Source organism: Streptomyces sp. NPDC127106 (assembly GCF_042677605.1).
Lineage (GTDB): Bacteria > Actinomycetota > Actinomycetes > Streptomycetales > Streptomycetaceae > Streptomyces.
Map to the genome: position 1 here is coordinate 79,131 of NZ_JBHXTC010000018.1, position 24,648 is coordinate 103,778.

The 24,648-nt window shown below is 72.9% G+C and carries 18 protein-coding genes and 1 pseudogene; 13 read left to right on the forward strand and 6 right to left on the reverse strand.

What is annotated here, in order from left to right; all coding sequences use genetic code 11:
• Positions 1–40: 40 nt before the first annotated feature.
• The gene (locus ACFVGY_RS17665) at positions 41–1,480 is read left to right on the forward strand and encodes a PLP-dependent aminotransferase family protein (protein WP_385677756.1); all 1,440 of its coding nucleotides are present in this window, start codon (positions 41–43) and stop codon (positions 1,478–1,480) included.
• Positions 1,481–1,765: 285 nt separating this feature from the next.
• Here the strand turns inward: ACFVGY_RS17665 and ACFVGY_RS17670 are convergent.
• Positions 1,766–2,299 (reverse strand): annotated as a pseudogene (locus ACFVGY_RS17670) (transposase domain-containing protein); the annotation flags it as partial.
• A gap of 262 nt (positions 2,300–2,561) precedes the next feature.
• On the opposite strand from ACFVGY_RS17670, the gene ACFVGY_RS17675 reads away from it, so the two are divergent.
• Both ACFVGY_RS17675 and ACFVGY_RS17680 read left to right on the forward strand, forming a co-directional pair.
• Complete coding sequence (locus ACFVGY_RS17675) at positions 2,562–3,146, forward strand: hypothetical protein (RefSeq protein ID WP_385677758.1); 585 nt, start codon at positions 2,562–2,564, stop codon at positions 3,144–3,146.
• 114 nt (positions 3,147–3,260) lie between these two features.
• On the forward strand, positions 3,261–4,196 hold the full coding sequence (locus ACFVGY_RS17680; RefSeq protein ID WP_385677761.1) for a hypothetical protein: 936 nt from the start codon (positions 3,261–3,263) through the stop codon (positions 4,194–4,196).
• Positions 4,197–4,205: 9 nt separating this feature from the next.
• On the opposite strand, the gene ACFVGY_RS17685 is transcribed toward ACFVGY_RS17680, so the two are convergent.
• A complete protein-coding gene (locus ACFVGY_RS17685) occupies positions 4,206–5,141 on the reverse strand; it encodes a Gfo/Idh/MocA family protein (protein ID WP_385677873.1) in 936 nt (311 codons plus the stop codon).
• A 247-nt stretch (positions 5,142–5,388) separates the two neighbouring features.
• On the opposite strand from ACFVGY_RS17685, the gene glnII reads away from it, so the two are divergent.
• The 3 genes from glnII to ACFVGY_RS17700 all read left to right on the forward strand — a co-directional run bounded on the left by glnII (position 5,389) and on the right by ACFVGY_RS17700 (position 7,575).
• On the forward strand, positions 5,389–6,408 hold the full coding sequence (gene glnII, locus ACFVGY_RS17690; protein ID WP_385677764.1) for a glutamine synthetase: 1,020 nt from the start codon (positions 5,389–5,391) through the stop codon (positions 6,406–6,408).
• Between the two features lie 176 nt (positions 6,409–6,584).
• Positions 6,585–6,827 carry a hypothetical protein gene (locus tag ACFVGY_RS17695; protein WP_385677767.1) on the forward strand — a complete coding sequence of 81 codons (243 nt, stop codon included), beginning with the start codon at positions 6,585–6,587 and terminating at the stop codon, positions 6,825–6,827.
• A gap of 124 nt (positions 6,828–6,951) precedes the next feature.
• Complete coding sequence (locus ACFVGY_RS17700) at positions 6,952–7,575, forward strand: winged helix-turn-helix domain-containing protein (protein WP_385677770.1); 624 nt, start codon at positions 6,952–6,954, stop codon at positions 7,573–7,575.
• 130 nt (positions 7,576–7,705) lie between these two features.
• Here the strand turns inward: ACFVGY_RS17700 and ACFVGY_RS17705 are convergent, their stop codons facing one another.
• Together ACFVGY_RS17705 and ACFVGY_RS17710 are read right to left on the reverse strand one after the other, a co-directional pair.
• On the reverse strand, positions 7,706–9,259 hold the full coding sequence (locus ACFVGY_RS17705; protein WP_385677772.1) for a PepSY-associated TM helix domain-containing protein: 1,554 nt from the start codon (positions 9,257–9,259) through the stop codon (positions 7,706–7,708).
• 91 nt (positions 9,260–9,350) lie between these two features.
• Positions 9,351–10,181, reverse strand: coding sequence for a hypothetical protein (locus tag ACFVGY_RS17710; RefSeq protein ID WP_385677774.1), 831 nt, complete (start codon positions 10,179–10,181; stop codon positions 9,351–9,353).
• A gap of 74 nt (positions 10,182–10,255) precedes the next feature.
• Here ACFVGY_RS17710 and ACFVGY_RS17715 point away from each other — a divergent pair, with 74 nt between their 5' ends.
• From ACFVGY_RS17715 to ACFVGY_RS17745, 7 genes are all read left to right on the forward strand, one after another.
• The gene (locus ACFVGY_RS17715) at positions 10,256–10,846 is read left to right on the forward strand and encodes a rhomboid-like protein (RefSeq protein WP_385677776.1); all 591 of its coding nucleotides are present in this window, start codon (positions 10,256–10,258) and stop codon (positions 10,844–10,846) included.
• A 62-nt stretch (positions 10,847–10,908) separates the two neighbouring features.
• Positions 10,909–11,709: a tyrosine-protein phosphatase gene (locus tag ACFVGY_RS17720; RefSeq protein ID WP_385677778.1), complete on the forward strand. Its 801-nt coding sequence runs from the start codon at positions 10,909–10,911 to the stop codon at positions 11,707–11,709.
• Positions 11,710–11,795: 86 nt separating this feature from the next.
• On the forward strand, positions 11,796–13,778 hold the full coding sequence (locus ACFVGY_RS17725) for a hypothetical protein (protein ID WP_385677781.1): 1,983 nt from the start codon (positions 11,796–11,798) through the stop codon (positions 13,776–13,778).
• A gap of 81 nt (positions 13,779–13,859) precedes the next feature.
• Positions 13,860–14,822: a metal-dependent hydrolase gene (locus ACFVGY_RS17730; protein WP_385677783.1), complete on the forward strand. Its 963-nt coding sequence runs from the start codon at positions 13,860–13,862 to the stop codon at positions 14,820–14,822.
• Positions 14,819–15,871: a PDR/VanB family oxidoreductase gene (locus ACFVGY_RS17735; RefSeq protein WP_385677786.1), complete on the forward strand. Its 1,053-nt coding sequence runs from the start codon at positions 14,819–14,821 to the stop codon at positions 15,869–15,871. Before ACFVGY_RS17730 ends, ACFVGY_RS17735 begins: the two co-directional genes overlap by 4 nt.
• A 76-nt stretch (positions 15,872–15,947) precedes the next feature.
• Positions 15,948–16,667 (forward strand): TetR/AcrR family transcriptional regulator, encoded by a 720-nt coding sequence (locus tag ACFVGY_RS17740; protein ID WP_385677789.1) that lies wholly within the window; start codon positions 15,948–15,950, stop codon positions 16,665–16,667.
• Between the two features lie 24 nt (positions 16,668–16,691).
• The gene (locus ACFVGY_RS17745) at positions 16,692–17,228 is read left to right on the forward strand and encodes a GNAT family N-acetyltransferase (protein WP_385677876.1); all 537 of its coding nucleotides are present in this window, start codon (positions 16,692–16,694) and stop codon (positions 17,226–17,228) included.
• On the opposite strand, the gene pulA is transcribed toward ACFVGY_RS17745, so the two are convergent.
• Both pulA and ACFVGY_RS17755 read right to left on the reverse strand, forming a co-directional pair.
• Entirely contained in the window at positions 17,215–22,554 is a 5,340-nt protein-coding gene (pulA, locus tag ACFVGY_RS17750) for a pullulanase-type alpha-1,6-glucosidase (RefSeq protein ID WP_385677792.1), read from the reverse strand. The two genes, ACFVGY_RS17745 and pulA, sit on opposite strands and share 14 nt — an antisense overlap.
• 86 nt (positions 22,555–22,640) lie before the next feature.
• Positions 22,641–24,350 carry a carbohydrate-binding module family 20 domain-containing protein gene (locus ACFVGY_RS17755; RefSeq protein ID WP_385677795.1) on the reverse strand — a complete coding sequence of 570 codons (1,710 nt, stop codon included), beginning with the start codon at positions 24,348–24,350 and terminating at the stop codon, positions 22,641–22,643.
• Positions 24,351–24,648: the final 298 nt, after the last annotated feature.

Sequence of the window (24,648 nt, forward strand, 5' to 3'; positions counted from 1 at the left end):
GTCAACACCGCCGCTCCGGCTGCGGCTTACCCTGCCCCGTATGACGTCCGACGACACCGACGCCGCCCCGCGCGGGGGCACCGGGAGCCACCCCGGCCCGGGCGGCGGCGCCGACCTGCACCTGGAACTCCCCCCGCACGGCGCCCGCCGCACCGTCCTCGCCCGGGCCCTCCGCGAAGCCGTCCGCAGCGGCCGGCTCGCGGGTGGCACCCGGCTGCCGCCCTACCGGGCCCTGGCCGCCGACCTCGGGCTGGCCCGCAACGCCGTGGCCGACGCCTACGCCGAACTCGTCGCCGAGGGCTGGTTCACCGCCCGGCAGGGCTCCGGCACCCGGGTCGCCGAGGGGGCGGCCACCGCCGCCGCGCCGGCCCGCCCGGCCGCGCCCGCCCCCGAGGGTCCCCGCCACGACCTGCTCCAGGGCAAGCCCGACCCCGCCGCCTTCCCGCGGGGCGCCTGGTCCACCAGCGCCCGGCGGGCCCTCGCCGAGGCCCCCACCGAGGCCTTCGGCCCGGGGGACCCGCGGGGCCGCCCGGAGCTGCGGCGGGCGCTGGCCGCGTACCTGTCCCGGGCGCGGGGCGTGCGTACCGGCCCGGAGAACATCGTCGTCTGCTCCGGCTTCGCCAACGGCCTGCGCCTCCTCGCGTCGCTCCGGCCCCGCGACTGGGCCGTGGAGGAGTACGGGCTCCCCTTCCACCACGGCATCCTCAAGGCCGCCGGGGTACGCCCGCATCCCGTCCCGGTGGACGAGGACGGCGCCCGCACCGACCACGTCCCGGCCCGCGCCCGCACCCTGCTCCTGACCCCGGCCCACCAGTTCCCGACGGGTGCCCGGCTGCTGCCGGCGCGGCGGGGCGAGGCCGTGGAGTGGGCCCGCGCCACGGGCGGGCTGATCGTGGAGGACGACTATGACGGCGAGTTCCGCTACGACCGCAAGCCGGTCGGCGCCGTCCAGGGCCTGGACCCCGGCCACGTGGTCTACGCGGGCTCCCTCAGCAAGTCCCTGTCCCCCGCGGTCCGCCTCGGCTGGCTGGTCCTGCCGGACGACCTCGTAGGGCAGGTGCTCGCGGCGAAGGGGCAGCGGGAGTCCTGGGCCAGTGCCCTGGACCAGCTGACGCTGGCCGACTTCATCGAATGCGGTGCGTACGACCGCCACATCCGGCGCATGCGCCAGCGCTACCGCGCCCGCCGTGACCGGCTCGCCGAAGCCCTGGCCTCGCGCGTCCCGCAGGCACGGGTGACCGGCATCTCGGCGGGGCTCCACGCCGTGGTGGACCTCCCGCCGGGGACGGAGCGAGCCGCCCTGGCGGCGGCCCGCTCCGCGGGCCTCTCCCTGGACGGGCTCTCCTCCTACCACCACCCGTCGGCCCGCACCCCGACCCGCGAAGGCCTGGTGGTCGGCTACGCCGCACCCCCGGAAGCCGCGTTCGGCAGGGCGGTGGAGGCGTTGGCGGGGGTGGTGAGGGGGGTGGTGGAGGGGTGAGGGGGACGAAACAAGCGGGGCATGCAGGGCGCGCGGGATGAGCGGGATGAGCGGTGCGTGCTCGACCGGGAGCGTGCTCTCGAACGGAAGCCGGGAGCGGGATAGCAGTCGACCGGGGTCGGAGGAGGATCCGGGGGCGTCCCGTCAGCCCATTGTCCTCCCGGTTCGGGCCGGCCCGTCAAGGGCCAATGCCGCGTAGTTAGCGGCTTGCTTGTTGTGTCAAGCGGTTCGGGGAAGGCCGGACATGGAGGCGGGGCTCCGCGTAGGACAGGAAGTCGACCAGATCTTCCACAGCCAGGACCGGTTCGCAGCACTGTCCGGGACCTTGCACGATGCGCAGCCGTCGAAGGCGACCGTCCGAAACCGCCGGTAGGACACCCCGGGTGCATCCGGGCGGGCCAACGGCACCGCCAGCACCTCGAACAGCTCTTTCACCGGCGCTGTGCCGATCCGGCGCCGCAGGTCCCGCAGTGCCTTCTCCGAGGGCCGGGCCAGCGTTGCTCCGCCCAGCCCCGCCGTCAGTTTGCGCCAGACACCCACGTATCCGACCTGTGGAAACAGGCCCAGAGCCAACAGAAAATACACACCGACCCGGGACGGCAGCACCCGACGGCGCCTCTCGACACACCGATACTGCTCCAGGACCGCGTCGACCAGCTCGAAGGGAACGTAGCGGGTCAGCCCGCCCAAGTGCCCCGGCGCGAACACGCCTTTGGCCACCCGGACGACCCGAACAGTGACAGAATCGGTTTCCAACGGGGCTCCCCGTGAACAGGTGTCTTGGTCGACTTCCTGTCCTACGCGGAGCCCCGCCTCCATGTCCGGCCTTCCCCGAACCGCTTGACACAACAAGCAAGCCGCTAACTACGCGGCATTGGCCCTTGACGGGCCTGCCCGAACCGGAAGGACAATGGGCTGCCGGGAAACCCCGGATGCTCCTCCGACTCCGAGTACGGGGATCCCGCACGCCACAGCACCGTCCAGCCGCGCACTCCTCCGTCCTCATCTCGTCCTCACGTACCGACCTCGTAGGCTGTAACCCTGACAGAAGGGACATATCGCAACACAGGACGGAGCAGTCTTGACCGCCCCCCGCCACGACCACCCCGCCACGCCCCACAACCCCCACGACCCCCACAACGCACACACCACCCAAACCCCCCACCCCCGCCTCCCCCACACCCCGCCGCACCGTGGGGCCGACTGGATGTTCTGTGGTGTGTACGGGACCGTGCTCGCGGCCGGGCTGTTGGCCGCGCTCGACGAGAAGGGGGCCACGTACACCCCGTTCCAGGACGCCGGCTGGGTGTTCGTGACCGCCGCCGCGGCGGCCCTCGCGCACGGGTACGCACATCACATGGCCGGCCACCAGCCCGGCTCCGCCGGGCACCGGTGGCGGATGCTGGTGCGGGAGGTGCTGCACGAGTGGCCGCTGATCGCGGCCACGCTCCCGACCGTCGCCCTCCTCGTGCTCGCCGGGTTCGCCCACTGGGAGGCCCCCGTGGTGACCACGGTCGGCCTCTGCGTGAACACGGCGCTGCTGTTCGCCTGGGGTTGCTTCGTGGCGCGGCGGGTGGGCTACCGGCTCCGCTCCTCGCTCCTGATCGGGGCGGCGGACTCCGTCATCGGGGTGGTCATCATCGCGGCCAACGCCGTGATCAAATAAGTCACTTTTCAGACCGACGTTTTCGGTCCGGACCGTAGTGTGCGTGGCTGTCGCCGCCCGGACTCCGAAGGTGCTGGCCTGGTTCGGGGGGCCCGTTCCACGAACAGGAGACCCATGCGTACCGCACTGCTCAAGCACGGGGTGCGAGCGGCGGCCTTAGCCGCTCTCGTCCTCACCACGTCCCTCGGCGGTCCGGCCGTCGCCGCCCCGGCGGATCACGCCCCCTTCCAGGAACAGGCCGCCCGTGCGGGCCTCGACCGGCGTGCGCCGAAGCCGATCGACGTGAAGATCACCGAATCCGGCATCGAGGCGCCGCAGTCCGCGCCGGCGGGCCTGGTGTCGTTCCGGGTCACGACCGATGACTCGAACGGGCGCTTCCTGCAGGCCTTCCGGCCGCACCCCGGCGTGACCGTGGAGCAGGTGCTGGCCGATCTCGCCAAGGCCGTCAGCCGCCAGCCGATCCCCACCGCCGAGGGCATGCTGGCGGTGCGCGACGAGGCGGAGATGTTCGGCGGGGCCCAGGTCACGGCGTCGGTGTCGGAGACGTTCACCACTCCGATCACCGCGGGCGAGGTCGTCCTGCTGGACTTCAGCGCCTTCCTCCAGGACCCGGCGCACCCCGTCACCCGGACCCTCCGACTGCACGGCAACCAGAGACCCGGCCTGCCGTCGGACTTCCCCGACAGCTTCGTGCTCGCACGGGACACCCCGAACGGCCCCCGTTTCGACGTCCACGGCCTGGACCGGACCGGGGACACCATCCTGATGCACAACTCCTCACAGGAGCTGCACGAGATGGGGATCCAGCCCGTCGCGCCCGGCACCACGGACGCCCGGATCCAGGCCGTCTTCGACCGCACCGCGCCCGGCCCGCTGCCCTACACCGGGCGGCCCGTCGGTCTCGGTGTCGTCTCCCCCGGCCGCTCCGTGCTGCTGGAGATACGGAACCTGCCCCCGGGTACGTACGTGGTCGCCTGCTTCGCCCCGGACGGGAAGGCCGGGCTGCCGGACGCGATCAGGGGCATGCACAAGGTCGTCGTCCTGACCTGACGCCCCGCCTCACGCCTCCAGCTGTCCCTCCGCCTCCGCCAGGATCTCCGTCAGCCGGGCCGCGAACCGCGCGTCGCGCGGGTCCGGGACGCCCGTCCGGGCGGCGCTGAGCAGCGCGTCCAGCGCGCGCCCGTACGCACCCGGGACATCGGTCCAGTTGGGCAGCGAGAAGACCCCCTCGGCCCCGCGCACCTCCAGCCCCACCCCGGCGGCCGCGACGGGCGCGCCGAGGCTGAGCACGGCGGTGCTCGCCGCGCCCGAGGTGTGGCGCAGGGCCAGCTGGACCACGTCGGAGGGTCCGCGGGCGGCGGTGACGGAGGTGACGTCGCCCAGGACCGGGACGAGTACGGACAGGGCGTGGGGGCCGACGTCCCACAGTCCGCCCTTGGCTCTGCGCCAGGGCGAGTCGGCGTACGCGCTGGGTGCACCGTCGGGCGGGAAGACGGCGCCGAGCCAGTGGGCGGCGGCGGTGAACCAGCCGGAGCGGCCGGCCTGCTCCTCGACCCACGCCGCGGCGGGCTCGGCGAAGCGGAGGGTGAGGAAGACGACGGAGGCGACGCCGTGGCGGTCGGCGGCGTCGGCGACGGCGCGGGCGTCCGCGACGGTCGTGGCGACGGGCTTGTCGAGCAGCAGTCCGCAGCCCGCGGCGGCGGCGCGTACGGCGAAGGGGGCCTGCACGTCGGGCGGGAGGGCGAAGGCGGCGACGTCGCAGTCGGCGAAGAGGGCGTCGGGGTCGTCGTACACCTTCACGCCGTACGCGTCGGCCAGCTCGGCGGCGGCTTCGGGCCGGCGGCCCCAGACGCCCGCGAACTCGGAGCCGGCGTGGGCGGCGAGGGCGGGGGCGTGGGTGCGGCGGGCCCAGGGGCCGGTGCCCAGGAGCCCCACGCGGGGCCGGGCGACGACGGGCGGACGAGGGGATTCCGCGGGGCCGCCTGCGGAGGTCAAATCGTACGAACTGCTCACCCGCCCAGTCTGCCGCACCCCGACGGGCGCGCCGACCGCAACCCGCACAAGCCACCCGACCTGCGGTGCAAACCCCGGTAACACGGGGTTCACACATGGGCAACGGCCGAGAAATCGCCGCCGGGCACGCTGCGGTCTACACCGCACATCGCACATCGCACACCCAGCACCCGCATACCCAGCACCCGCAGAGTCTGTGCCGGAGCGACGCACCGTAAGGATGGGGCCCGTGAGCTACAAGGCTGAGTACATCTGGATCGACGGCACCGAGCCGACGGCCAAGCTGCGCTCCAAGACGAAGATCCTCGCCGACGGCGCCGAGCTGCCGATCTGGGGCTTCGACGGATCGAGCACCAACCAGGCCGAGGGCCACGCGTCCGACCGGGTCCTGCAGCCGGTGTTCTCCTGTCCGGACCCGATCCGCGGCGGGAAGAACGTCCTCGTGCTCTGCGAGGTGCTGAACATCGACATGACCCCGCACGAGTCCAACACCCGCGCGCTGCTCCGTCCGGTCGCCGAGAAGTTCGCCGGCCAGGAGGCGATCTTCGGCATCGAGCAGGAGTACACGTTCTTCGACGGCCAGCGTCCGCTGGGCTTCCCGGTCGGCGGGTTCCCGGCCGCGCAGGGCGGCTACTACTGCGGTGTCGGCTCGGACGAGATCTTCGGCCGCGAGATCGTGGAGAAGCACCTCGACCACTGCCTGGCGGCGGGCCTGGACATCTCCGGCATCAACGCCGAGGTCATGCCCGGCCAGTGGGAGTTCCAGGTGGGCCCGCTCGGCCCGCTGGAGGTCGCGGACCAGCTGTGGGTCGCGCGCTGGCTGCTCTACCGCACGGCCGAGGAGTTCAACGTCTCCGCGACGCTGAACCCGAAGCCGGTGAAGGGCGACTGGAACGGTGCCGGTGCGCACACCAACTTCTCCACGAAGGCGATGCGCGAGGACTACCGCGCGATCATCGCGGCGTGCGAGGCGCTGGGTGAGGGCAGCAAGCCGCTGGACCACGTCAAGAACTACGGCGCGGGCATCGACGAGCGCCTGACGGGCCTGCACGAGACCGCCCCGTGGAACGAGTTCAGCTACGGCGTCTCCGACCGTGGCGCGTCGGTCCGCATCCCGTGGCAGGTGGAGAAGGACGGCAAGGGCTACATCGAGGACCGCCGCCCGAACGCCAACGTGGACCCGTACGTCGTGACCCGCCTGATCACGGACACCTGCTGCACCAGCCTGGAGAAGGCCGGCCTGGTCTGAGGCGGTTTTGAAGGAGTCCTGAAGCCCCGTGTGGGGCGGGGCGCGCGCCCGCCCGGCCCCCCACGGCATCACCACCGTATGCCCGTCGGACCGCCCACCGGTCCGGCGGGCATACGCGCGCTGTCAGGGGCACCCGGGGGCGTCGGACTGCTGCCGGGCGGCAGCCACGTGACGACATGTCCGGTATGGCGCCGGGGCCGCGCGGGCTTGACGAGGCCTTGATCGCTGAATTTGAGATTCCGCTCCACCTGTCGAGACGGAACCTGTCCCGGGCCGAGGGCATCTGCTTCAATGGGCGCATGGCCAGCCATTCGCACACCTCGACCGGTCGCAGCGACCTCGAGCCGTTCTGGCCATCCCGTCAGGATCACGATTTCGACCGGGTGTGTTGCCGCGCGACGAACGCGCCGGCCCTCTAAAGCCTTTCGGGATCGATCAGCACCCCTCTCCCGAGGCCTTCGGTCTGCGCGGTGCAACGAAGACGTCCGTACCTCCGCACGCACGTCTCCTGCCGACCACTTCGCGTGAAAGAGCTGACCACTCATGCCCCAGACCCGTTCCCTGACGTCCGCCGCCTCCGCTGCGACCGCCACCTTCCCCTTCCCGCCCTCGTCCCCGTCCTTGTCCTCGTCCCCGTCCCCGTCCGGCCCGCGACACCGACTGCGGGCCGTGGCGCCGGACGAGGTCGTCCGGGTGGCCGACCTGTTGCCGCCCGGCGCCACCTGGCTGCCCGCGCCGCAGCACGCGGTGCCCGTGCTCCCGGGCCGGCCGCCGATGGTCGGCTACCTGGTCCTCGTACCGGCCGACCAGCAGCCGCCCCTCGCCTTCTCCCCGCAGGCCGTGCCCGCCCCGGCGTCCTCCGCCGTCGCTCCGGACACGACCGGGGACGACGTGGTCCGCATCGACACGGCGCAGCGCACCGCCGAGGTCGACGGCCGCGTACTGGACCTCACCTACCTGGAGTTCGAGCTGTTGGCGCACCTGGTCGCGCACCCGCACCGGGTGCACACCCGGGACCATTTGGTGACCACGGTCTGGGGCTACGGCCACGTCGGCGACGGCCGGACCGTGGACGTGCACGTCGCCCGCCTGCGCCGCAAGCTGGGCGCGACGCGCCGGGGTGCGATCCAGACGGTCCGTCGGGTGGGCTACAAGTACGCCCCCTGAGTACGACGGTGGGCCCCTACTCCCCCCTGCGGAGTACGGGCCCACCGGTCTGCTTCAGAACCGCGGCCGGTCAGTCAGCCGGCGGGCCAGCCGGCCGGGCGGTCGGCCGGCCGGGCGGCCGGCCGGGCGGTCACGCGGCCGTCTTGGCGCGGCGCACCGCGACCGCCCCCAGCACCGCGTCGACCGCGAGGAACGCGACGAGGCTCATGCCGAGCAGCGGTACGAACCACCCGACCACCGCGGTCACCGCCGCGAGCGGCAGCAGCATGCCCACCGGCACCTTCCGCCAGGCCCCGCGCGGCTGGGCGCGGCCGACGGACAGCGTGCGGTCCTTGGTGGGTCGGCGCAGCCACCACATCCGGTAGCCCCAGAAGATCAGGAACATCAGCGCGACGGCGAGGGCGGCCAGGGCGATCTGGTTGGCGAGCCCGAAGGTCGTGCCCATGTGCAGGTCGATGCCGAACCGGGTCAGCTTGGCGAGGACGGGGTAGTCGGAGAAGTACAGGACGTCGATGACCCGGCCGTCGGTGGGGTTGATGGCGACGGTGTCCAGGTTGACCGGGAACTCCTTGTCCTTCTCCTTGACGACGTACCCCTTGCCCTTGGCCGGCAGGGTGACCTGGAGGTTTTCGGTGGCGCCCGCGGCGCGGGCGGCGGCCACGGCCTTGTCGATGCCGATGTCAGCGGTGGGCGGCGCCGGGGGCATCTCCATGTCCTCGGTCATCACGTGGCCGGCGTGTTCGCCGCCGCCACCCGAACCGGAGCCCGAGCCCCCGCTCGGCGTGAGTGCGGCGGACACCGTCGGGGTGGCGCCGCCGAGGCGGTCCTGGAGCTGCCCGATGTTCTCGCCGGCGTACTTCGACCAGGTCAGGCCGGTGGCGGAGAGGGCGACGAGGCCGGTCACGGCCCAGAGGCCGACGGCTCCGTGCCAGGAGAGGGTCTTGCGGCGCCCGGTGGCCTTGCGGTCGGGCAGCACCAGCTGTGCCTTGCGGGAGCGGCGGCGGCCGATCCACAGGGCGAGGCCGCCGAGGGCGACCACCCACAGCCAGCTCGCGGCGAGTTCGCTGTAGTTCCGGCCGAACTCGCCCAGCTGGAGGCTGGAGTGGAACTCGCTGAGCCAGGCGCGCACCGGCAGCGCGTCACCGGAGGTGGTCAGCACTCCGTTGACATGGGCCGTATACGGGTCGACGAAGGCGGTGCGGGTCTGGCCCTCGGCAAGACCCGGGGCCTCCATGACCACGCGGGTGGTCGCCTCGGCGTCGGGCGCGGGCCAGACGGCGATGACCTTGCCGCCGGGCTCGGCGGCCTTGGCCGCGGAGACCTGGGTGCTGAGCGGCACGGCGCTCTCGCCGACCTGGTCGACGGTCAGCTCGTCGGCATAAATGATCTTCTCGGCCTGCCAGGAGCCGGCGTAGAGGAGGCCGGTGGCGGCGGCGAGGAACAGCAGCGGGGCGATCAGGATGCCCGCGTAGAAGTGCATGCGCAGCAGCAGCGGCCGCAGCGCGGCCCAGGTGCCGGGCTTCGCGGAGGCGCCCCGGGCGGATTCGGGCGCGGAGCCCGCCTCGGCGGTGGGGGTCGGTGCGGCGGGCTCGGCCGCTTCGGTGGTGCCGGCCGTATCGGCGTCGGCGGCGGTGTCGGTGGCGGCGTCCCGGGTTCGGGCGCCTTGGGCCTCGTCAAGCGACATGGTCGTCCTAGGTGGTGGCGAAGACATGGGTGGACCGGCCCCGGGTCTCGCCGCTCGCCCCGCCGGGACGGTGGGACGGAAGGTGCGCCGGTCAGGCGCGGGCAGGACGGCCGGGGGCCGTGGCGTGGAGGCTTCGCGGGTGGGGCGGGCCGCGGCGTACGAGGGCGTGGGCGTGCAGGGCCCCGCGGAGCCTGGGCGGGGGTGCGTACGCGGACGGCTGGACGGGAGGGTGCGGCACCGGGGCGGGGCGTGCCCGCACCAGCGCGAGCGCACGGGCGAGCGGTCGGGCCGCGAGCAGGGCGGTGGCGCCGAGGGCGGCGGCGAGCCGGAAGACGGCGGATTCGCCCCAGGCGAGCCAGGCGGCACAGAGCAGCCCGGCGAGGACGTGGGCGACGATCATGCCGAGGCCGCCGTCCAAGGCCGTGCCGGTCATGCCTGCCATGCCGGTCATGCCGCCCACGCCGGTCGCAGCAGCGGCAGCAGCAGTCGCAGCGGTCGTGCCGGCCGCGTCGGCCACACCGGCCGGGTGCACGGCGCTGAGCGCGGCTTCCACGTGGTGGTGGCCGGGCATCGGCTCGGGCAGGTGTCGTACGGCGTGGTGGGCGGCGTGGCCCGCGAGGCTCCCGGCGCCGACCCGACCCCCGGTCCCGGTCACGACCCCGGCCCCGGCCTGGGCCCCCGAGAAGACCAGGTGCAGGACCCCTTGCACGGCGAGCACCGCCGCGCTGATCCCCACCGGCCCCCGGCGTCGCCGCGCGGCGAGCCAGGCGAGGCCGCCGGTCACGGCGAAGGCACCCAGAAGGCCCAGCGGCGGGACGTCCGTCCCGGACATGTGGGCGTGCCCCGCGGCGCCCAAGGCGGTGCACACCGCCGCGAACATCGCGGCTCGTGCGGCGCGTATCGGCGCGGGGCTTTCTGACATGGCCGGAACATGCTCCCACAACCCCCGGCTCAGCACACCGGAGGGTGGTATCCGATCATGGTCGGGTGAATCCGATGCCAAGGCCGCCGATAGCCGGCGCGGTGTACGCGGGCGGGGTCCAGCTGGGGGCGTACGCCCTGGAACAGCTGGCTCCGGCCGAGCGCGAGCAGATGCTGCGGGGCTGCTCGACCAATGTCGACAACCTCTCCGCCGGACGCTGGGAGACGCTGCTGAGCAGCGCCGTCGTCGTCGAGGAGCCCATGCCGCTGCCGTACGCGCTGCTGCTGGTCGCCGTCCTCGGGTACGCGGAGTACGCGTACGGGGTGTGGTGGACGGCCGCGGTGTTCCTGTTCGGGCACGTCACGGCGACGCTCCTGGTCTACGGGGTGCTGCGCGGGCGGGCCGGCCCACAGACCCGGCGGGCCCTGGACGTGGGCACCAGCTATGGCTTCAATGCCGTGCTCGGGGCGCTGACCTCGGCACTTCCGCGCGGCCGGGTCCGGACGGCCGCGCGGGCCGGGCTGCTGGCGGTGGCCGCCCAGCCGCTGCTGCGGCGCGGGCGGACCTTCACGGACGCCGGGCATCTGGTGGCCCTCGGGGTCGGGGTGGGGGTCTCGCTTGCCGCCGATTACCTATTCGCGACGAAACATCCGAAAATCGGATGACTCCGACACTCGGACCGATCTCTTTGAGCCACTCGCACCCGCCGACCGATGGAGCCGCCACGATGACCGCCACCGCCACCCCCTCCACCACCGTCGCCAACCTCCGCGACCTCGGCGGAACGCCCCTCGCCGGCGGCCGGACCGTCCGCCGCGGCCTGGTCCTGCGCTCGGGCCAGCTCGACCGGCTCGACGTCGACGCCGACCCTGCCGTGGCCGAGCTGGGCCTGCGCACGGTCATCGACTTCCGCACCGTCGCCGAGCGCGCCGACCACCCGGACCGCATACCCGAGGGCGTGCGCCACCTGGTCGGCGACGTCCTCGCGGACAAGCTCAACGCCGGGCAGGCACCCGCGGCCGCGCAGCTCAAGGACCTGCTCTCGGACCCGGCGGTGGCCGAGGAGCACCTGGGCGGCGGCAAGATCCAGGCCCTGTTCGCGGACACGTACCGGGCGTTCGTGAACACCGCGTCCGCGCAGGCCTCGTACCGGATGCTGCTCACCGAGGTCGCCGACCCCGAGGCGGGCCCGGTCCTCTTCCACTGCACGGCCGGCAAGGACCGCACCGGTTGGGGCGCGACGATCATCCTGGCACTGCTCGGCGCGGACGACGACACCCTGATGGCCGAGTACCTGTCGGTGAATCCGGCGGTCAAGCAGGCCTTCGCCCGGATGATCGAGGGCTTCACGATGGCCGGCGGCAACCCGGACATCGCGCTGGCGCTGATCGGGGTGTTCCCCGAGTACCTGGAGGCCGCGCTGGACGAGGTCCGCACGCGGTACGGCTCGATGGAGAAGTACGTACGCGAGGGGCTCAACGTGTCCGACGAGACGGTCGAGGCCCTGCGCACCCGCCTGACGGCCTGACACGCCGACCTCGTCACGACGCGATACGACCCGAACGTGTGACCTGGAGGCGGTGACCATCCGGCCATTCGCTCGTTCAGCTGAACGTGACTGCGCCGGACACCGCCACCCGCCCCCCGTCTCCCGCGACGCCCGACGTCGAGCAGGCCGAGGCCGCGATCGTCGAGCACTACCCGCGGCTGGTGCGGCTCGCCTACCTGGTGCTGCCGCCCTCCCTGGGCCGCCACCGGCGCGTGCTCACCGCCCATTCGCTGGCCCAGCGCGCGCTGCCGCGCGGCAGGCGGTCGGGCGGGAAGGCCGCGGCCGGGGCGCGGCGCGGTCTCCCCGGCCAACGCAGCCAGCGCGGCCAACGCGGCCAACGGGGCGACCGCCGCGGCGGCGCGGGCGGGAACGCCGACCTCGGGTACGCGTACGTCCGTCTGCAGGTGCTGCGCTCCGCGCTGGAGGCGGGGGTCCCGCTGACCTTCCGGGCGCTGCCCCGGCGGTCCCGGTTGCCCGCGCCGCTCCCCCAGGTGTGGGGGCTGCGGCTGTACCCCCGGTCCGGCGGGGCCGAGGAGCTGGCCCTGGACCAGTGGCTCGCCACGCTCGACGGGCCCGGCCGGGCCGCCTGCGCGCTGCGGGCGCTGGAGCGGCTGCCGGAGCCGGAGGTGCTCCGGGTGCTCGCCGCCGCGGGGGTGGCCGACCCGCAGGCCGCGGTCGCGGGGTCCGGGGATCCGGCCCATGACCCGCTGTTCGCCTCCCCCGAGTTCGATCCGTGCGTGCTACAGGCGCGGCCCACCGACCTGCTGCGCCGCCGCCGGTTCGGGCGGGCCGCGCTGGCCGCCGGGGCCGCCCTCGCCGTCTGCGGGGCACTGCTCGCGCTCCCGGGCGGCGGCTGGGGTGCGGACGGGGCCGCGGCCCCGCCGTACGCGCGCAACGCGGCCGTGGAGCAGGCCCTGGATCCGGCGAAGCTGATCCGGGTCGCGCCCGCGTTGTGGCGCACCTCGTCCCGTACGGGCTTCTCGACCTGGCCGGCCCGCGGCGACCGCGTCGACGACACGGGGCTGCTGCGCCGGGCGCTGGCCGTGTGGGCGCGGCCCGGCGCGTCCGTCGTCGCCTCGGCCACGCCGGGCACGCCGCCGGGACCGCCGATGGGCCCGCCGCAGCTGCTGTTCGCGGGCACGGTCGACCAGGCCGTGGTGGTCCTGCTGTACGACGGCCTGCGCGTGGTCCGGTACGCGGAACCGCGCACCGGGACCTCGGTCGCCGCCCTCGACTTCGCCCGCACGGACGGCGCGTCGGCGGAGACCGCCACCGGGCTGGTATTGAGCCGGGTCGACGGGAACGTCCGCTACCTGATCGCGCCCTGGGCCTCGGGGGTGGGCCTGCGGGACCTGCTGAAGCCGGGCGAGGCCACCGTGCCGCTGAAGCTGGGCCCGGACGGCGTCACCCCGCCGGTGCCGAGCCCGGCCCCGGCCGGCAACTGCACCAGCTGGAACGCGCTGTCCCTGACCGGCGACGGCTCCACCCGGCTGGTCACGGACCTGGGCGAGCTGACCCCGGCCAGGCTGACCTCGGGCGCCCCGGGCGCGGAGCGCGATGCCGCGGAGGGCGGCGAGCTCGGCGACTGGTCGCGGATCGCCTGCCTGCTGCCGTCGGTCCGCTCGGCTGGGGTCCGTACGGTCAACGCCTGGACGTACGCCAAGCAGCAGCTGCCCGAGGGCGAGGGCACGGCGACCTGGCTGTGTACGCGGGCGGAGACCTGGACGGGGGTGCAGGACCGGGTCCAGGCGCAGTTCCTGCCCCCGGGCGCCCCGCTGGCGGCGCAGGCGGCCAAGGCGGAGGGCTCCCCGGCGTGCGGTCCGCGGGAGCCGCGGGTGCTGGCGGGCGTGCTGTGGAAGTCTAAGGCGGGCCAGTGGTACGCCCTGGCGGCGGGCAGCGCGCAGTTCGCATCGCTGTCGGCGTCGGGCGGCGCGGTGAACGGTTCGGCGACGGGCAACCGGCTGGCGCTGAAGGCGCCGGCGGGAACGCAGGTCGAGCTGTCGGGCAAGCTCACGGACGGCACGAAGGCCCGCGCCCTGGGCCAGTAGCGTCCCGGAACGCCGAGGGAATTCCCCACCACTGACGCCGCAGGGGTTTCCCCTCCCCTGACTCGTCAGTACATTGACGCCATGTCTAATAGGCCGCCCGCCGCCACCCCGGCCCACGCCCCCGCGCCCGCGCCCGTGGCCACCCCCGTGGCTGCCCACGGACCCGCGCCCGCACCCGTGGCGTCGGAACACACCGAGCTCAAGGCGCGCAACGTGTCCTTCGGCTGGGACGACACCCCGCTGCACTGGTTGCCCGGCGACCCCTTCGCCACGCACACCATCAACGTGCTGCACCTGCTCCTGCCGGCCGGCGAGCGCTGGTTCGTGCACGTCTACAAGCAGGTGCTCCCCCACATCAGGGACGAGCAGCTCCGCGCGGACGTCATCGGCTTCATCGGCCAGGAGGCCATGCACGCCGCCGCGCACGACGACGTGCTCCCCCACCTCAGGCGGCTCGGCCTGGACCCGACCCCGTACACCGCCCAGGTGGACTGGCTCTTCGAGAAGCTGCTCGGCGACCGGACCCTGCCGCCCGGCCGGGCGCGGCACTGGTGGCTCATGGAGCGCGTCGCCATGATCGCGGCGATCGAGCACTACACGGCGTTCCTGGGCAACTGGGTGCTGAACGCGGAGGAGTTGGACCGGCGCGGCGCCGACCCGACGATGCTCGATCTGCTGCGCTGGCACGGCGCGGAGGAGGTCGAGCACCGCTCGGTGGCCTTCGACCTGTTCATGCACGTGGACGGCGGCTACCGCCGCCGCGTCCGGACCTGGGCCACCGCCTTCGCCGCCCTCGTCTTCCTCTGGCAGCGCGGCGCCCGCTTCTTCATGGAGAACGACCCGCAACTCCGCGACGCCAAGGCCTCCTTCGGCCAGTTCTTCCGGGCCGGGCAACAGGGCACGCTGCCGTCCACGGGTGCGATGCTCAAGTCGATCCCGACCTACCTCTCCCGCACGTACCACCCGTCCCAGGAGGGCTCCACCGCCCAGGCCGCCGCCTATCTGGCGTCCTCCCCCGGGGCGAACGGCGGTGTCCGGCCATGAGCAGCCGTGCCCTGACCGTCGCGGCGTTCGCGGGCGCCGCGTGGCTGACGAAACGCGCCCTGCGCCGTCGCATATCCCGCTCGCCCCTCTGGCCGCTGCCCGCCCTGGAGACCCCGGTCTCCGGGTACTCGCCGCGCCGCCGCCTGCACGCCGTCGTCGTGTCGCGCACCGAACCGGCGCAGGGGGTCGTCCGGCTGACCGTGGAGTCCCCGGAGCTGCCGGCCTGGGCGCCCGGCGCGCACGTCGACGTCACCCTCCCCTCCGGCCTGGTCCGCCAGTACAGCCTGTGCGGCGACCCGGCGGACGCCGGCCGCTACACGATCGCGATCCGGCTGGTCGAGGACGGCCGCGGCGGCTCCCGCGAGGCCCACGCCCAGCTCGTCGAGGGCACCGAGCTGGGGCTGCGCCCGCCGCGCAACCGCTTCGCGCTGGAGCCCGCGCCCTCGTACGCCTTCGTCGCGGGTGGCATCGGCATCACCCCGGTCCTGCCGATGCTCCGGGCCGTCACCGCCGCCGGGGCGGACTGGACCCTGCTGTACGGGGGCCGCTCCCGCGCCTCGATGCCGTTCCTGCCCGAACTCGCCGCGTACGGGGACCGGGTCACGCTGGTCCCGGAGGACGAGGTGGGCCTGCCGGACCTGGCCGGGCTCTTCTCCGGAACCGCCCCCGACGCCCTGGTGTACTGCTGCGGCCCGGAAGCCCTGATGGCGGCCGTCCTCGCCGCCGCCCCGGATCCCGGGGCGGTCCGCCTGGAACGGTTCGCTCCGTCGGCGTCCACCGCCACGGCACACCCCTTCACCCTCGACCTCGCCCGCTCGGGCCGCACGGTGGAGGTCGGGGCCGGCGAATCGGCCCTGGCCGCCGTTCGGCGGGTGCTGCCGGACACCCCGTACTCCTGCGGGCAGGGCTTCTGCGGGACCTGCCAGCACCGGGTCCTGGCGGGCGAGGTGGACCACCGCGACGAGCTCCTTGACGACGGGGAGCGGGAGGACTCGATGCTGCTGTGCGTGTCCCGCGCGAAGGGGGACCGCCTGCTCCTCGACCTGTAAGGACCGCCCGGACCTGCAGGTATTCAAGGGGCCTCCGGGGACGGCCGGTTGCCCGGTGGCGAAGTAGGGTGTCCGCATGACAACCGGGGTGCGGCGCAGGATGGGTGTCGAGGAGCGGCGGCAGCAGCTGATCGGGGTCGCCCTGGAGCTGTTCAGCAACAGGTCGCCCGACGACGTGTCGATCGACGAGATCGCGGCGGCCGCGGGCATATCCCGGCCGCTCGTCTACCACTACTTTCCCGGCAAGTTGAGCCTGTACGAGGCGGCGCTGCGGCGTGCGGCCGACGACTTGGCGCAGCGGTTCGTGGAACCGCACGAGGGTCCGCTAGGGGCGCGGCTGCTGCGCGTCATGGGCCGGTTCTTCGCGTTCGTCGAGGACCACGGGCCCGGTTTCTCCGCGCTGATGCGCGGCGGTCCGGCGGTCGGCTCGACCCGGACCAACGCGATGATCGACGAGGTCCGGCAGGCCGCGTCCGACGAGATCCTCAAGCACCTCGGCATCGAGAAGCCGCCGGTCCGCCTGGCGTTGGTGGTGCGGTCGTGGGTGTCGCTCGCCGAGTCCACGGCGCTGATCTGGCTGGAGGGTCGGGAGATCCCGCGCGCCGAGCTGGAGTTGCAGCTGGTGCACGACTTCGCGGCGCTGGCCGCGGTGAGCGCCGCGTACGACGTCGAGATGGCCGGGGTCCTGGGGCGGATCCTGGCGGGCGAGCCGGCCGACGGTCCGTTCGGCGAACTGGTGGGCCGCCTCGCCCTGCTGGTCCCCAACACACCGGATCCCGCGCCGGATCCGCACTGATGATCGCGTGATAATACGCGCGTGATCATTGATGACGACGGGATCCTGTTCCGGCGGGCCGTGGAGAAGGACGCCGCCACGCTGGTGGCCCTGTACGACCGGGCCGCCCGGTGGATGCAGAAGAACGGGATCGAGCAGTGGAAGCCCGGGGACAAGGACGTCGCACACTTCACGAGGAAGATGCGCGACGGTGAGGTGTGGCTCGCGGGCGACGCCGAGGGCCGGGTCGTCGGGGCGTACGAGCTGTGGTGGTCGGACGAGGAGGCCTGGGGCGTGCAGCCTCCGGTCGCCGGCTACGTGCACCGGCTGATGGTGGAACGCAAGACCGCGCCCGCCGGGACCGGCCGGCGGCTGCTCGAACATGCCGAGCGCCGGATCGCCGGTTCCGGTCTGCCGCGGGCGCGGCTGGACTGCGTCTCCACCAACCCCCGGCTGCTCGCGTACTACCAGGACGCGGGCTACCGGGTGGTCGGGGAGTTCCCCCACAAGGAGGGGAAGGACGGCCGCTTCTACGGGGTGATCCTGCTGGAGAAGCGGCTCGACCGGCTCAGCGTCGTGTGAAGACCGCGACCGTGCGGCCCGGGACGCGGAATTCTCCCTTCTCCGCGTCGTACGAGGACTGCTTGACGACCGCGTCGGAGCCGGCGGCCTGCACGGGGTGCAGGGAGTGGCCGGTTCCGGCGAGTGCGGGTATCCGCTGGCTCTGCGCGCCGGGCGTGGCGTTGAAGACGACCACGAGGCGGCCCAGGGTCATGGTGATCACCCCGGGGGTCTCGTCCTTCCCGGAGAGCGGGAAGGCCAGCGCGTCCTGCACCTGCTGGGCCGTACCGAGCGAGAAGGCCGGCTCGGTGGTCCGGATCCGCAGCAGGTCCCGGTAGGCGGCCGAAGCACCGTTGATCTCCGGGCAGCCCGGGGCGGGCCCGGTCAGCAGCGGCTTGGCGTAGGGCCACTTGGGCCGGTTGTCGCCCGCCGGCGGCAGACCCCGTCCGAATCCGTTGCCGTCACGGCAGTCCCAGTGGATGGCGTTGAACCAGTCGCCGCTGTCGTACGAGTTGCGGTCCAGGGACTTCGAGCGGAGCAGGTCGGTCCCGGCCTGCGACAGCGCGGGTCCCTGGGACAGCGCCGCCACGCCCATCGCCAGTACCTGCATGCGGGCCTGGTCAGCGGGTGCGGTGCCCTGGGGGAGCTTGTAGGTCAGGGCGTCGGCGAGCGTCTCGTTGTCGTGCGCGTCGACGTAGGCGAGAGCATCACCGGGTGCCGCCGCGTAGCCGGCCGGGGCGCCGTTGTAGTCCACCTCGGAGCCCTTGACCCGGCGCCCCGAGGTGTCGGTGAAGGCGTACGGGGCGAGGTTCCCGGACAGGCCGACCTTGATCAGGTCCTGGTCGTGCAGCAGCCGGGCCCGCTGCTCGGCGGCCGTGCCGTTGGCGGGGGACCCGTTCGGGGCGGTGAACAGTCCGGAGGCGAAGCCCTGGACGCGCGGATCCTCGTCGAAGGGCCCTCCGCCCCGCACCGCGTCACGGGCGCGGTCCGAGAACGTCGCGATCCCCGTGCCGGCCATGTTCAGCTGCGTGGCCTGGACGAACCGCGCGTCGTTCGCGACCTCGCCGAAGTTCCAGCCCTCCCCGTACAGGACGATCTTCTTCCCGTCCACGCCGTCCTTCTCGACGGTCAGCGCGTCGAGGGCCTTGCGCACGGCGAGGACGTTGTCCTTCGGGTGGTGGCCCATCAGGTCGAAGCGGAAGCCGTCGACCTTGTACTCCTTCGCCCAGGTGACGGTGGAGTCCACCACGAGGCGGCCCATCATGGCGTTCTCGGGGGCCGTGTTGGCGCAGCAGGTGGACGTGGCCACGCTGCCGTCGGCCAGCAGCCGCTGGTAGTAGCCGGGCACGATCCGGTCGAGGACCGACTTGCCGTCCTGCCCGGCCGCCACGGTGTGGTTGTACACGACGTCCATGACGGTCCGCAGCCCGGCCCCGTTCAGGGCCTGCACCATCTTGCGGAACTCGACGGTCCTGGCGGTGCCGTTCGGGTCGCTCGCGTACGAGCCCTCCGGAACGGTGTAGTGCAGCGGGTCGTAGCCCCAGTTGTAGGAGTCCTTGGCGGCCGCCGCGGCCACACAGGCCTGCTGCTGCTCCGAGTCCGGCGCGTACACCTTGAGGTCGCAGGCGGGCTCGGTGCGGTCCTCGCGCCTCTCGGGAATGGTGCCGATGTCGAAGGCCGGCAGCAGGTGGACGTACGAGGTCCCGGCGGCCGCGAGGTCGCGCAGGTGCCGCATGCCCGCGGAGCCGTTGTCGGTGAAGGCCAGGTACTGGCCGGGGTGCTTGCTGGTGGGGTCGGCGACGGAGAAGTCCCGGATGTGGAGCTCCTGGATCTGCGCCGAGGTGAAGGGCACCGCGGCGGGCTTGCGCAGCTGCCGCCAGCCGGGCGGGGCCAGCTTGGGATCCGCGAGGTCGACGACCAGGCTCGCCGCGGAATCGGTCGTCAGCGCAGTGGAGTAGGGGTCCGTGACCACGTTGCGGACCACCTGCCCGGCAGCCGGCGCCCACACGGTCACGGCGTACCGGTACGGCTTGCCGGCCCAGGACCGCTCGCCGTGCGCCGACCAGACGCCGGTGGCGTCGTCGCGGCGCATGGGCAGGACGCGGCCGTCGAGTTCGAGCTCGACCTTGCGGGCGGTCGGCGCCCACACCGACAGCGTGGGCCGGCCGTCCTTGAACACGGGCCCGAGCGCGGCCCGGGTGGCGTACAGATCGTCGAGGACGCCCGCGAGCTGAACGCCCGTGGCAGCGAGAACGGCCCCGTTGCCGGCCCGAGCGGATGCGACGACCTGGCCCCGCAGGGCTTCCCGCACCCGTCCGCGGTCCCGCGCGTCCACGCTGAAGGCGCTGTACGGGGCGAGGTGCGGGAACTTCTGCTTCTGCGCGTCGGTGAGCTTCGTGGCGGAGAGCCGCAGCCACTGCGCCGTCCCGGTCAGGGTGCCGTTCTCGGCCTTGACCGCCCCGTCGGCGGACGCCAGCAGCTGCACGGAAGCAGCTGCCGGCGGCGCGTTCCACGCCACGGTGTCCCGGTCGATCCAGACGGCCTGCGACTTCCCGAGGTCGATCCCGGCAGCCGCCCCCGCGGGTTGCGGCAGCAGGTAGGCGGCCTGGCCGCCCAGCATCCACACCTCGTGGCCCACGCCCTTCAGATCGAGCGACTGGTCCGCGGGCAGGTCCTTGTCGTCCCCCTTGTGCACGATGTAGCTGAGCGAGGCGGCGCCGGCGGTGAGCGGCACCTCGAAGACGGCACCGTACGCGTCGAACCGGGCGGGCATCAGCGGCTTGGACCAGTCGGTCGGGTTCGCGGCCCCGGCCCACACGTGCAGGCCCCAGCCGTCGTAGGCCCCGTCGGCGCGCTGGTAGTGCAGAACGGCCTTGCCCTGGTCCTGCGGCGGGTGGGCGGGCCGCTCGGTCTGCGCGGCCTCCTTGCCCTGCTCCAGCCAGATCTCGCCGGTGCGCGTCACGTCCAGCGTGCGGTCGGCAGCGACGTCTTTGTTGCCGTCCTTGTCGATGACCAGGTAGCCGATCGACGAAGCGCCGGGCTTGAGCTTGACCCAGGCGAAGGCGCCGTAAGCGTCCCGGCCGGTGAAGGCGTGTCCGGCGGGCCAGGGCGTGGCCTCCCCGTCGGCGATGTCCCCCCAGGCGTACAGCCGCCAGTTCGTGTAGTCGCCGTCGGGCCGCCGGTAGTGGACGACGGCGTAGTCGTGCTGGGTGGCCGTGGGCACGCCTGTGGGCGGAACCTGCCCGGCCACGGAATCGGCACGGGCACTCGCGGTACGCCCCCGGGAGTCGACGACGACGGCCTTGTACCGCAGGGGCGTTCCGGCCGGGGCGTTGACGTGCTGGGTGACCTTGTAGGGGGCGTGGTCGGCGGACCCGAGCACCTGCCACGGGCCGTTCCCGACCTGGGCGGCGAACACGACGCGGTTGAGTCCGCCGCCGCTGACGTCCGCGGACACCTCGACGGTCCCGGCGGCCCCCGCAGCGGGCGGCTTCAGGGCCACCACGGGCTGGGAAACCGGCGCGGCGAGCGGCTCGATGCCCCGCAGCACCACGGACCCGAGAGCAGGCACCACCACGGTGAGCTTGCCGGCGGCGGAGGCGCGGATCAGCGCGGTGCCGCCGTACAGGGTGCGGTACTGGGCGCCGGCGGGGGCGTTGATCTCGACGGTCCGCGATGCGGTGCCGTTGTTGGCGGCGACCAGGTACTCGGTCCGGCTGCGGACGTCGGTCCGTGCGAAGGCGTAGACCGAACCGTCCGCCAGCCGCTCGCTCTGCACGCCGTCCCGCAGTGCCGGGTGCTCCCGGGTCAGCTTGGACAGCCCGGCGATCTGCCGGTAGATCGGGTGCTGCTGGTCGTAGGCATCGCTGGCGTGCGTGCGCGAGGTCCCGAGCTGGTCGTCATCGACGTAATCGGCGATCTTCGTGGCGAAGAGGGGCTGCCGGGCGTCCTTGTCGCCGCCCGCACCGGTGAAGCCCTGTTCGTCGCCCGAGTAGACGACGGGGTTGCCGCGCGAGAAGAACATCAGCTCGTTGGCGAGCCGGTACCGGTCCAGCAGCTCCTGCTCTCCCGCCCCGGGCCGGTCCTGCTTCAGGAACGAAGCGAACCGCCCCATGTCGTGGTTCCCGAGGAAGGTGACCTGCTCGTAGGCGTTGGCCTTGTCCGTCGTGTACCGGTAGTCGTCGGCGAGGACACCGGCCAGCCGCCCGGCCGCCGCGCCCTGGGAGGCGTACGCGCGGATCGCGTCCTGCAGCGGGAAGTCGAGCGTGGCGTCCAGCCGCCCCTGCGTGACGTACGGCGAGGTGACGGCCGTGTCCGCCGAGTAGACCTCTCCGAACATGAAGAAGTCCTTGCGCCCCTGCTTGGCCGCGTACGTGTCCAGAGCAGTGGCCCACTGGGTCCAGAACTCGGTGTTCACGTGCTTGACGGTGTCGATCCGGAACCCGTCGACACCGAAGTCCTTGACCCACTTCTCGTAGATCTTCTCCATGCCGCTGACGACCTCGGGCCGTTCGGTCCACAGGTCGTCGAGCCCGAAGAAGTCACCCTGCCCGGAGGACTCACCGGCGAAGGTGGAGTCGCCTCGGTTGTGGTACATGGTCGGATCGTTGAGCCACGCCGGCACCTTGAGGTTCTTCTTCCCCTCCGGCACGAACGGCGTACGCGGGAAGGAAGAAGTGCTGACGCCGGGGAACTTCTTCTTCCCGTCGGCGTAATCCGCGTCGTCGAAGGCCACGCCGTCCTTCGTCAGGTACGGGAAGGCTCCCTTCGACAGGTACGCGGAGGACTGCTCGCGGTAGTCGACGACATCGGCCGTGTGGTTGGTGATGACGTCGAAGAAGACCTTCATCCCCTTCGCGTGCGCCTTGTCGATGAGCTTCGTGAGATCGGCGTTGGTCCCGAAGTGCGGATCCACCTGGGTGAAGTCGGTGATCCAGTAGCCGTGGTAGCCGGCGGACACGTCATCGCCCTTGCCCTGCACCGGCTGGTTCTTGAAGATCGGCGCCATCCAGAGGGCGGTGGTGCCCAGCCCCTTGATGTAGTCGAGCCGGTCCGTCAGCCCCTTGAGGTCGCCACCCTGGTAGAACCCCTTGTCGGTGGGATCCAGACCGGTCTCCAGCCGGCCGCCGCCGAGGCCTCCCGCGTCGTTGCGCGGGTCGCCGTTGGCGAACCGGTCCGGGAGCACGAAGTAGAACTGCTCCCGCGTGAGGTCGTGCCGCGCGGGCTCGGCGGCCAGTTTGGCGTCCGACGGCGGCCCGGGGGGTCTTGCGGCGGCCGCGGCGGGCAGGGCGGGCAGGAGCGTCACGGCCAGCGCGGCGGCGAGGACTCCTGCGGCAGGGCGTATCAAGGCGGCTCTCCTTGGTTACGTGAAGAGGGCCGCCCGGCGGTGGCGGGGTTCCTTACTGGATGCCGGGCGGCCCTGGTCTGTGGGCGTCAGTTGCGCCAGGTGTCGTTTAGGACGACCTTGCTGCCCGCCGGAACGGTGGCGGTGCGATTGGCGCCGCTCTCCCAGGTGACGTTCCCGGCGGCGTCCTTGCGGAGGTACTTGTACGAGAACGCCGTTCCGGCCGGGAGGGTCACGTCGAGCTTCCACACGGGGTAGGCGGACGGGTCGAGCTTCAGCGCGCTCGCCGGGTTCCAGTTGCCCAGCTCGGCCCGATCGCCGGTGACGTAGACGTTCTGGCCGGCCACGGTGGTGGCGTTGACGGCGAAGGAGGCGCCGGCGGCGGCCGGGACGCTGGCGCACGTGCGTGCCCCGACGTGCAGCGCCAGTGCGGTGTTGGTGCCCAGGGTGGCGGTGAACTGGCCGTTCGACCCGACGGAAACGTTTCGCCCGCTCTGCACGTCGCAGTAGTCGCCCGCGGGCAGCGAGGTCTGGAAGGTCCGCGTCAGCGCCGTGCCCTCGTGGTTGATGGCCACGAACGCCTTGCTGCCCCGCCCGAAGGCGATCTGGTCGTTGCCGTTGTCCCACCAGTTGGTCACGGCCTGCCCGCGCGCCGCGTTCCGGAAGCCCACCATGGAGGAGATTTCCCGCCACGCGTGCTGGCACTTCCAGCCGTCGGCGTAACAGGCGTTGACCTGTCCGCCGTTCGGCGGGCCGGCGTCCTTGTCGGTCCACTCGTACCCGGAGTGCACGTCCGGGGAGCCGTACGGCCACGCCAGCATGAACACGCTGGCCAGGGTGTAGTCGGCGCCGTTCTTGTAGTTCAGCGTGTCGCCGACCCGCTCGGTGTCGTGGTTGTCCACGAAGACCCCGGCGCTGCCGGAGGCCATGTGGCCCCAGCCCTCGCCGAAGTTCTTCAGGTACGAGAGCTTCTCGTCCTGGAAGACACGCTTCAGATCCCGGGCGTACCGGAACTCCTGCACGTCCCCGTTCCCCAGGTACTCGCTCGGCGACACCGCCTCGCCGGCCCCGTGGATGGCCTCCTGCTTCCAGTACGCGCCCGGATTGGTCAGCCGTGACTTGATGTTGGCGAGGTCGGCCGCCGGCATGTGCTTGGCGGCGTCGATCCGGAAACCGTCGACTCCCAACGACAGCAGGTCGTTCAGGTAGGCGGCGATCCGGCCCCGCACGTAGTCCTCGCCGGTGTCCAGGTCGGCGAGCTGGACGAGCTCGCAGTTCTGGACGTTGCCGCGGTCCTGGTAGTTCGTGATCTCCGCCCGGCAGTCGTCGAGGTCGGCACCGGAGTAGACGCCAGGGTAGTGGTACTTCGTATACGCACTGCCCCCGGTTCCCACGCCGTCGCCGGCCGCCATGTGGTTGATGACGGAGTCGGCGACGACCTTCACCCCGGCCGCATGACACGTGTCGATCATCGCCTTGAAAGCGGCCCGGTCCCCGAGCCGGCCGGCGATCTTGTAGCTCACGGGCTGGTACGAGGTCCACCACTGCGGCCCCTGGATGTGCTCCTGCGGCGGCGAAACCTGCACGTACCCGTAGCCGGCCGGTCCGAGGCTCTCGGTGCACGCCCGGGCCACGGACTCGAACCGCCACTCGAAGAGCACGGCCGTGACGTCCTTGTCCCCGGGCGTCGCGGCACTGGCCTGCGGGGCCTGCGCGGTGAGGGTGGCGGCGGCCAGCGCAGCGGCGGTGAAGAGCCCGGCGGCGCTCGCTCTGGCAGGTCTGGCAGCTCTGACAGACATGTGGGGGTCCTCCTGGCGGAAGAGCTGTGGGGATTGCAGTGACCGTAGGGGCCCACCCCAGAACGTTGCAAGACCTTGCGCAAGAGATTGCAGAATTGTTTCCTGCCAGCCATCTCCCCACCGAGCCCTGCACGTTGGCCCGGCGATGGGTGAAAGGACGACGGGGGGGGGGGGGAACCCACCCCCCCCCCCCCCCCCCCCCCCCGGGGGGGGGGCGGGGGGGGGCGCCCCCCCCCGGGGGGGGCTAGGCCCCGGGGGGCCGGGGCGGGGGGCCCCCGCGCCCCCCCACCGGGGGGGT

What these genes read in the sequence shown, in the direction of transcription:
- ACFVGY_RS17695 (WP_385677767.1), top strand. Translation starts at nt 6,585, where the DNA reads ATGTCCGGTATGGCGCCGGGGCCGCGCGGGCTTGACGAGGCCTTGATC.
- ACFVGY_RS17755 (WP_385677795.1), bottom strand. Translation starts at nt 24,350, where the DNA reads ATGTCTGTCAGAGCTGCCAGACCTGCCAGAGCGAGCGCCGCCGGGCTC.
- ACFVGY_RS17705 (WP_385677772.1), bottom strand. Translation starts at nt 9,259, where the DNA reads ATGTCGCTTGACGAGGCCCAAGGCGCCCGAACCCGGGACGCCGCCACC.
- ACFVGY_RS17680 (WP_385677761.1), top strand. Translation starts at nt 3,261, where the DNA reads ATGCGTACCGCACTGCTCAAGCACGGGGTGCGAGCGGCGGCCTTAGCC.
- ACFVGY_RS17720 (WP_385677778.1), top strand. Translation starts at nt 10,909, where the DNA reads ATGACCGCCACCGCCACCCCCTCCACCACCGTCGCCAACCTCCGCGAC.
- ACFVGY_RS17710 (WP_385677774.1), bottom strand. Translation starts at nt 10,181, where the DNA reads ATGTCAGAAAGCCCCGCGCCGATACGCGCCGCACGAGCCGCGATGTTC.
- ACFVGY_RS17700 (WP_385677770.1), top strand. Translation starts at nt 6,952, where the DNA reads ATGCCCCAGACCCGTTCCCTGACGTCCGCCGCCTCCGCTGCGACCGCC.
- ACFVGY_RS17665 (WP_385677756.1), top strand. Translation starts at nt 41, where the DNA reads ATGACGTCCGACGACACCGACGCCGCCCCGCGCGGGGGCACCGGGAGC.
- ACFVGY_RS17730 (WP_385677783.1), top strand. Translation starts at nt 13,860, where the DNA reads ATGTCTAATAGGCCGCCCGCCGCCACCCCGGCCCACGCCCCCGCGCCC.
- ACFVGY_RS17715 (WP_385677776.1), top strand. Translation starts at nt 10,256, where the DNA reads ATGCCAAGGCCGCCGATAGCCGGCGCGGTGTACGCGGGCGGGGTCCAG.
- ACFVGY_RS17740 (WP_385677789.1), top strand. Translation starts at nt 15,948, where the DNA reads ATGACAACCGGGGTGCGGCGCAGGATGGGTGTCGAGGAGCGGCGGCAG.
- ACFVGY_RS17735 (WP_385677786.1), top strand. Translation starts at nt 14,819, where the DNA reads ATGAGCAGCCGTGCCCTGACCGTCGCGGCGTTCGCGGGCGCCGCGTGG.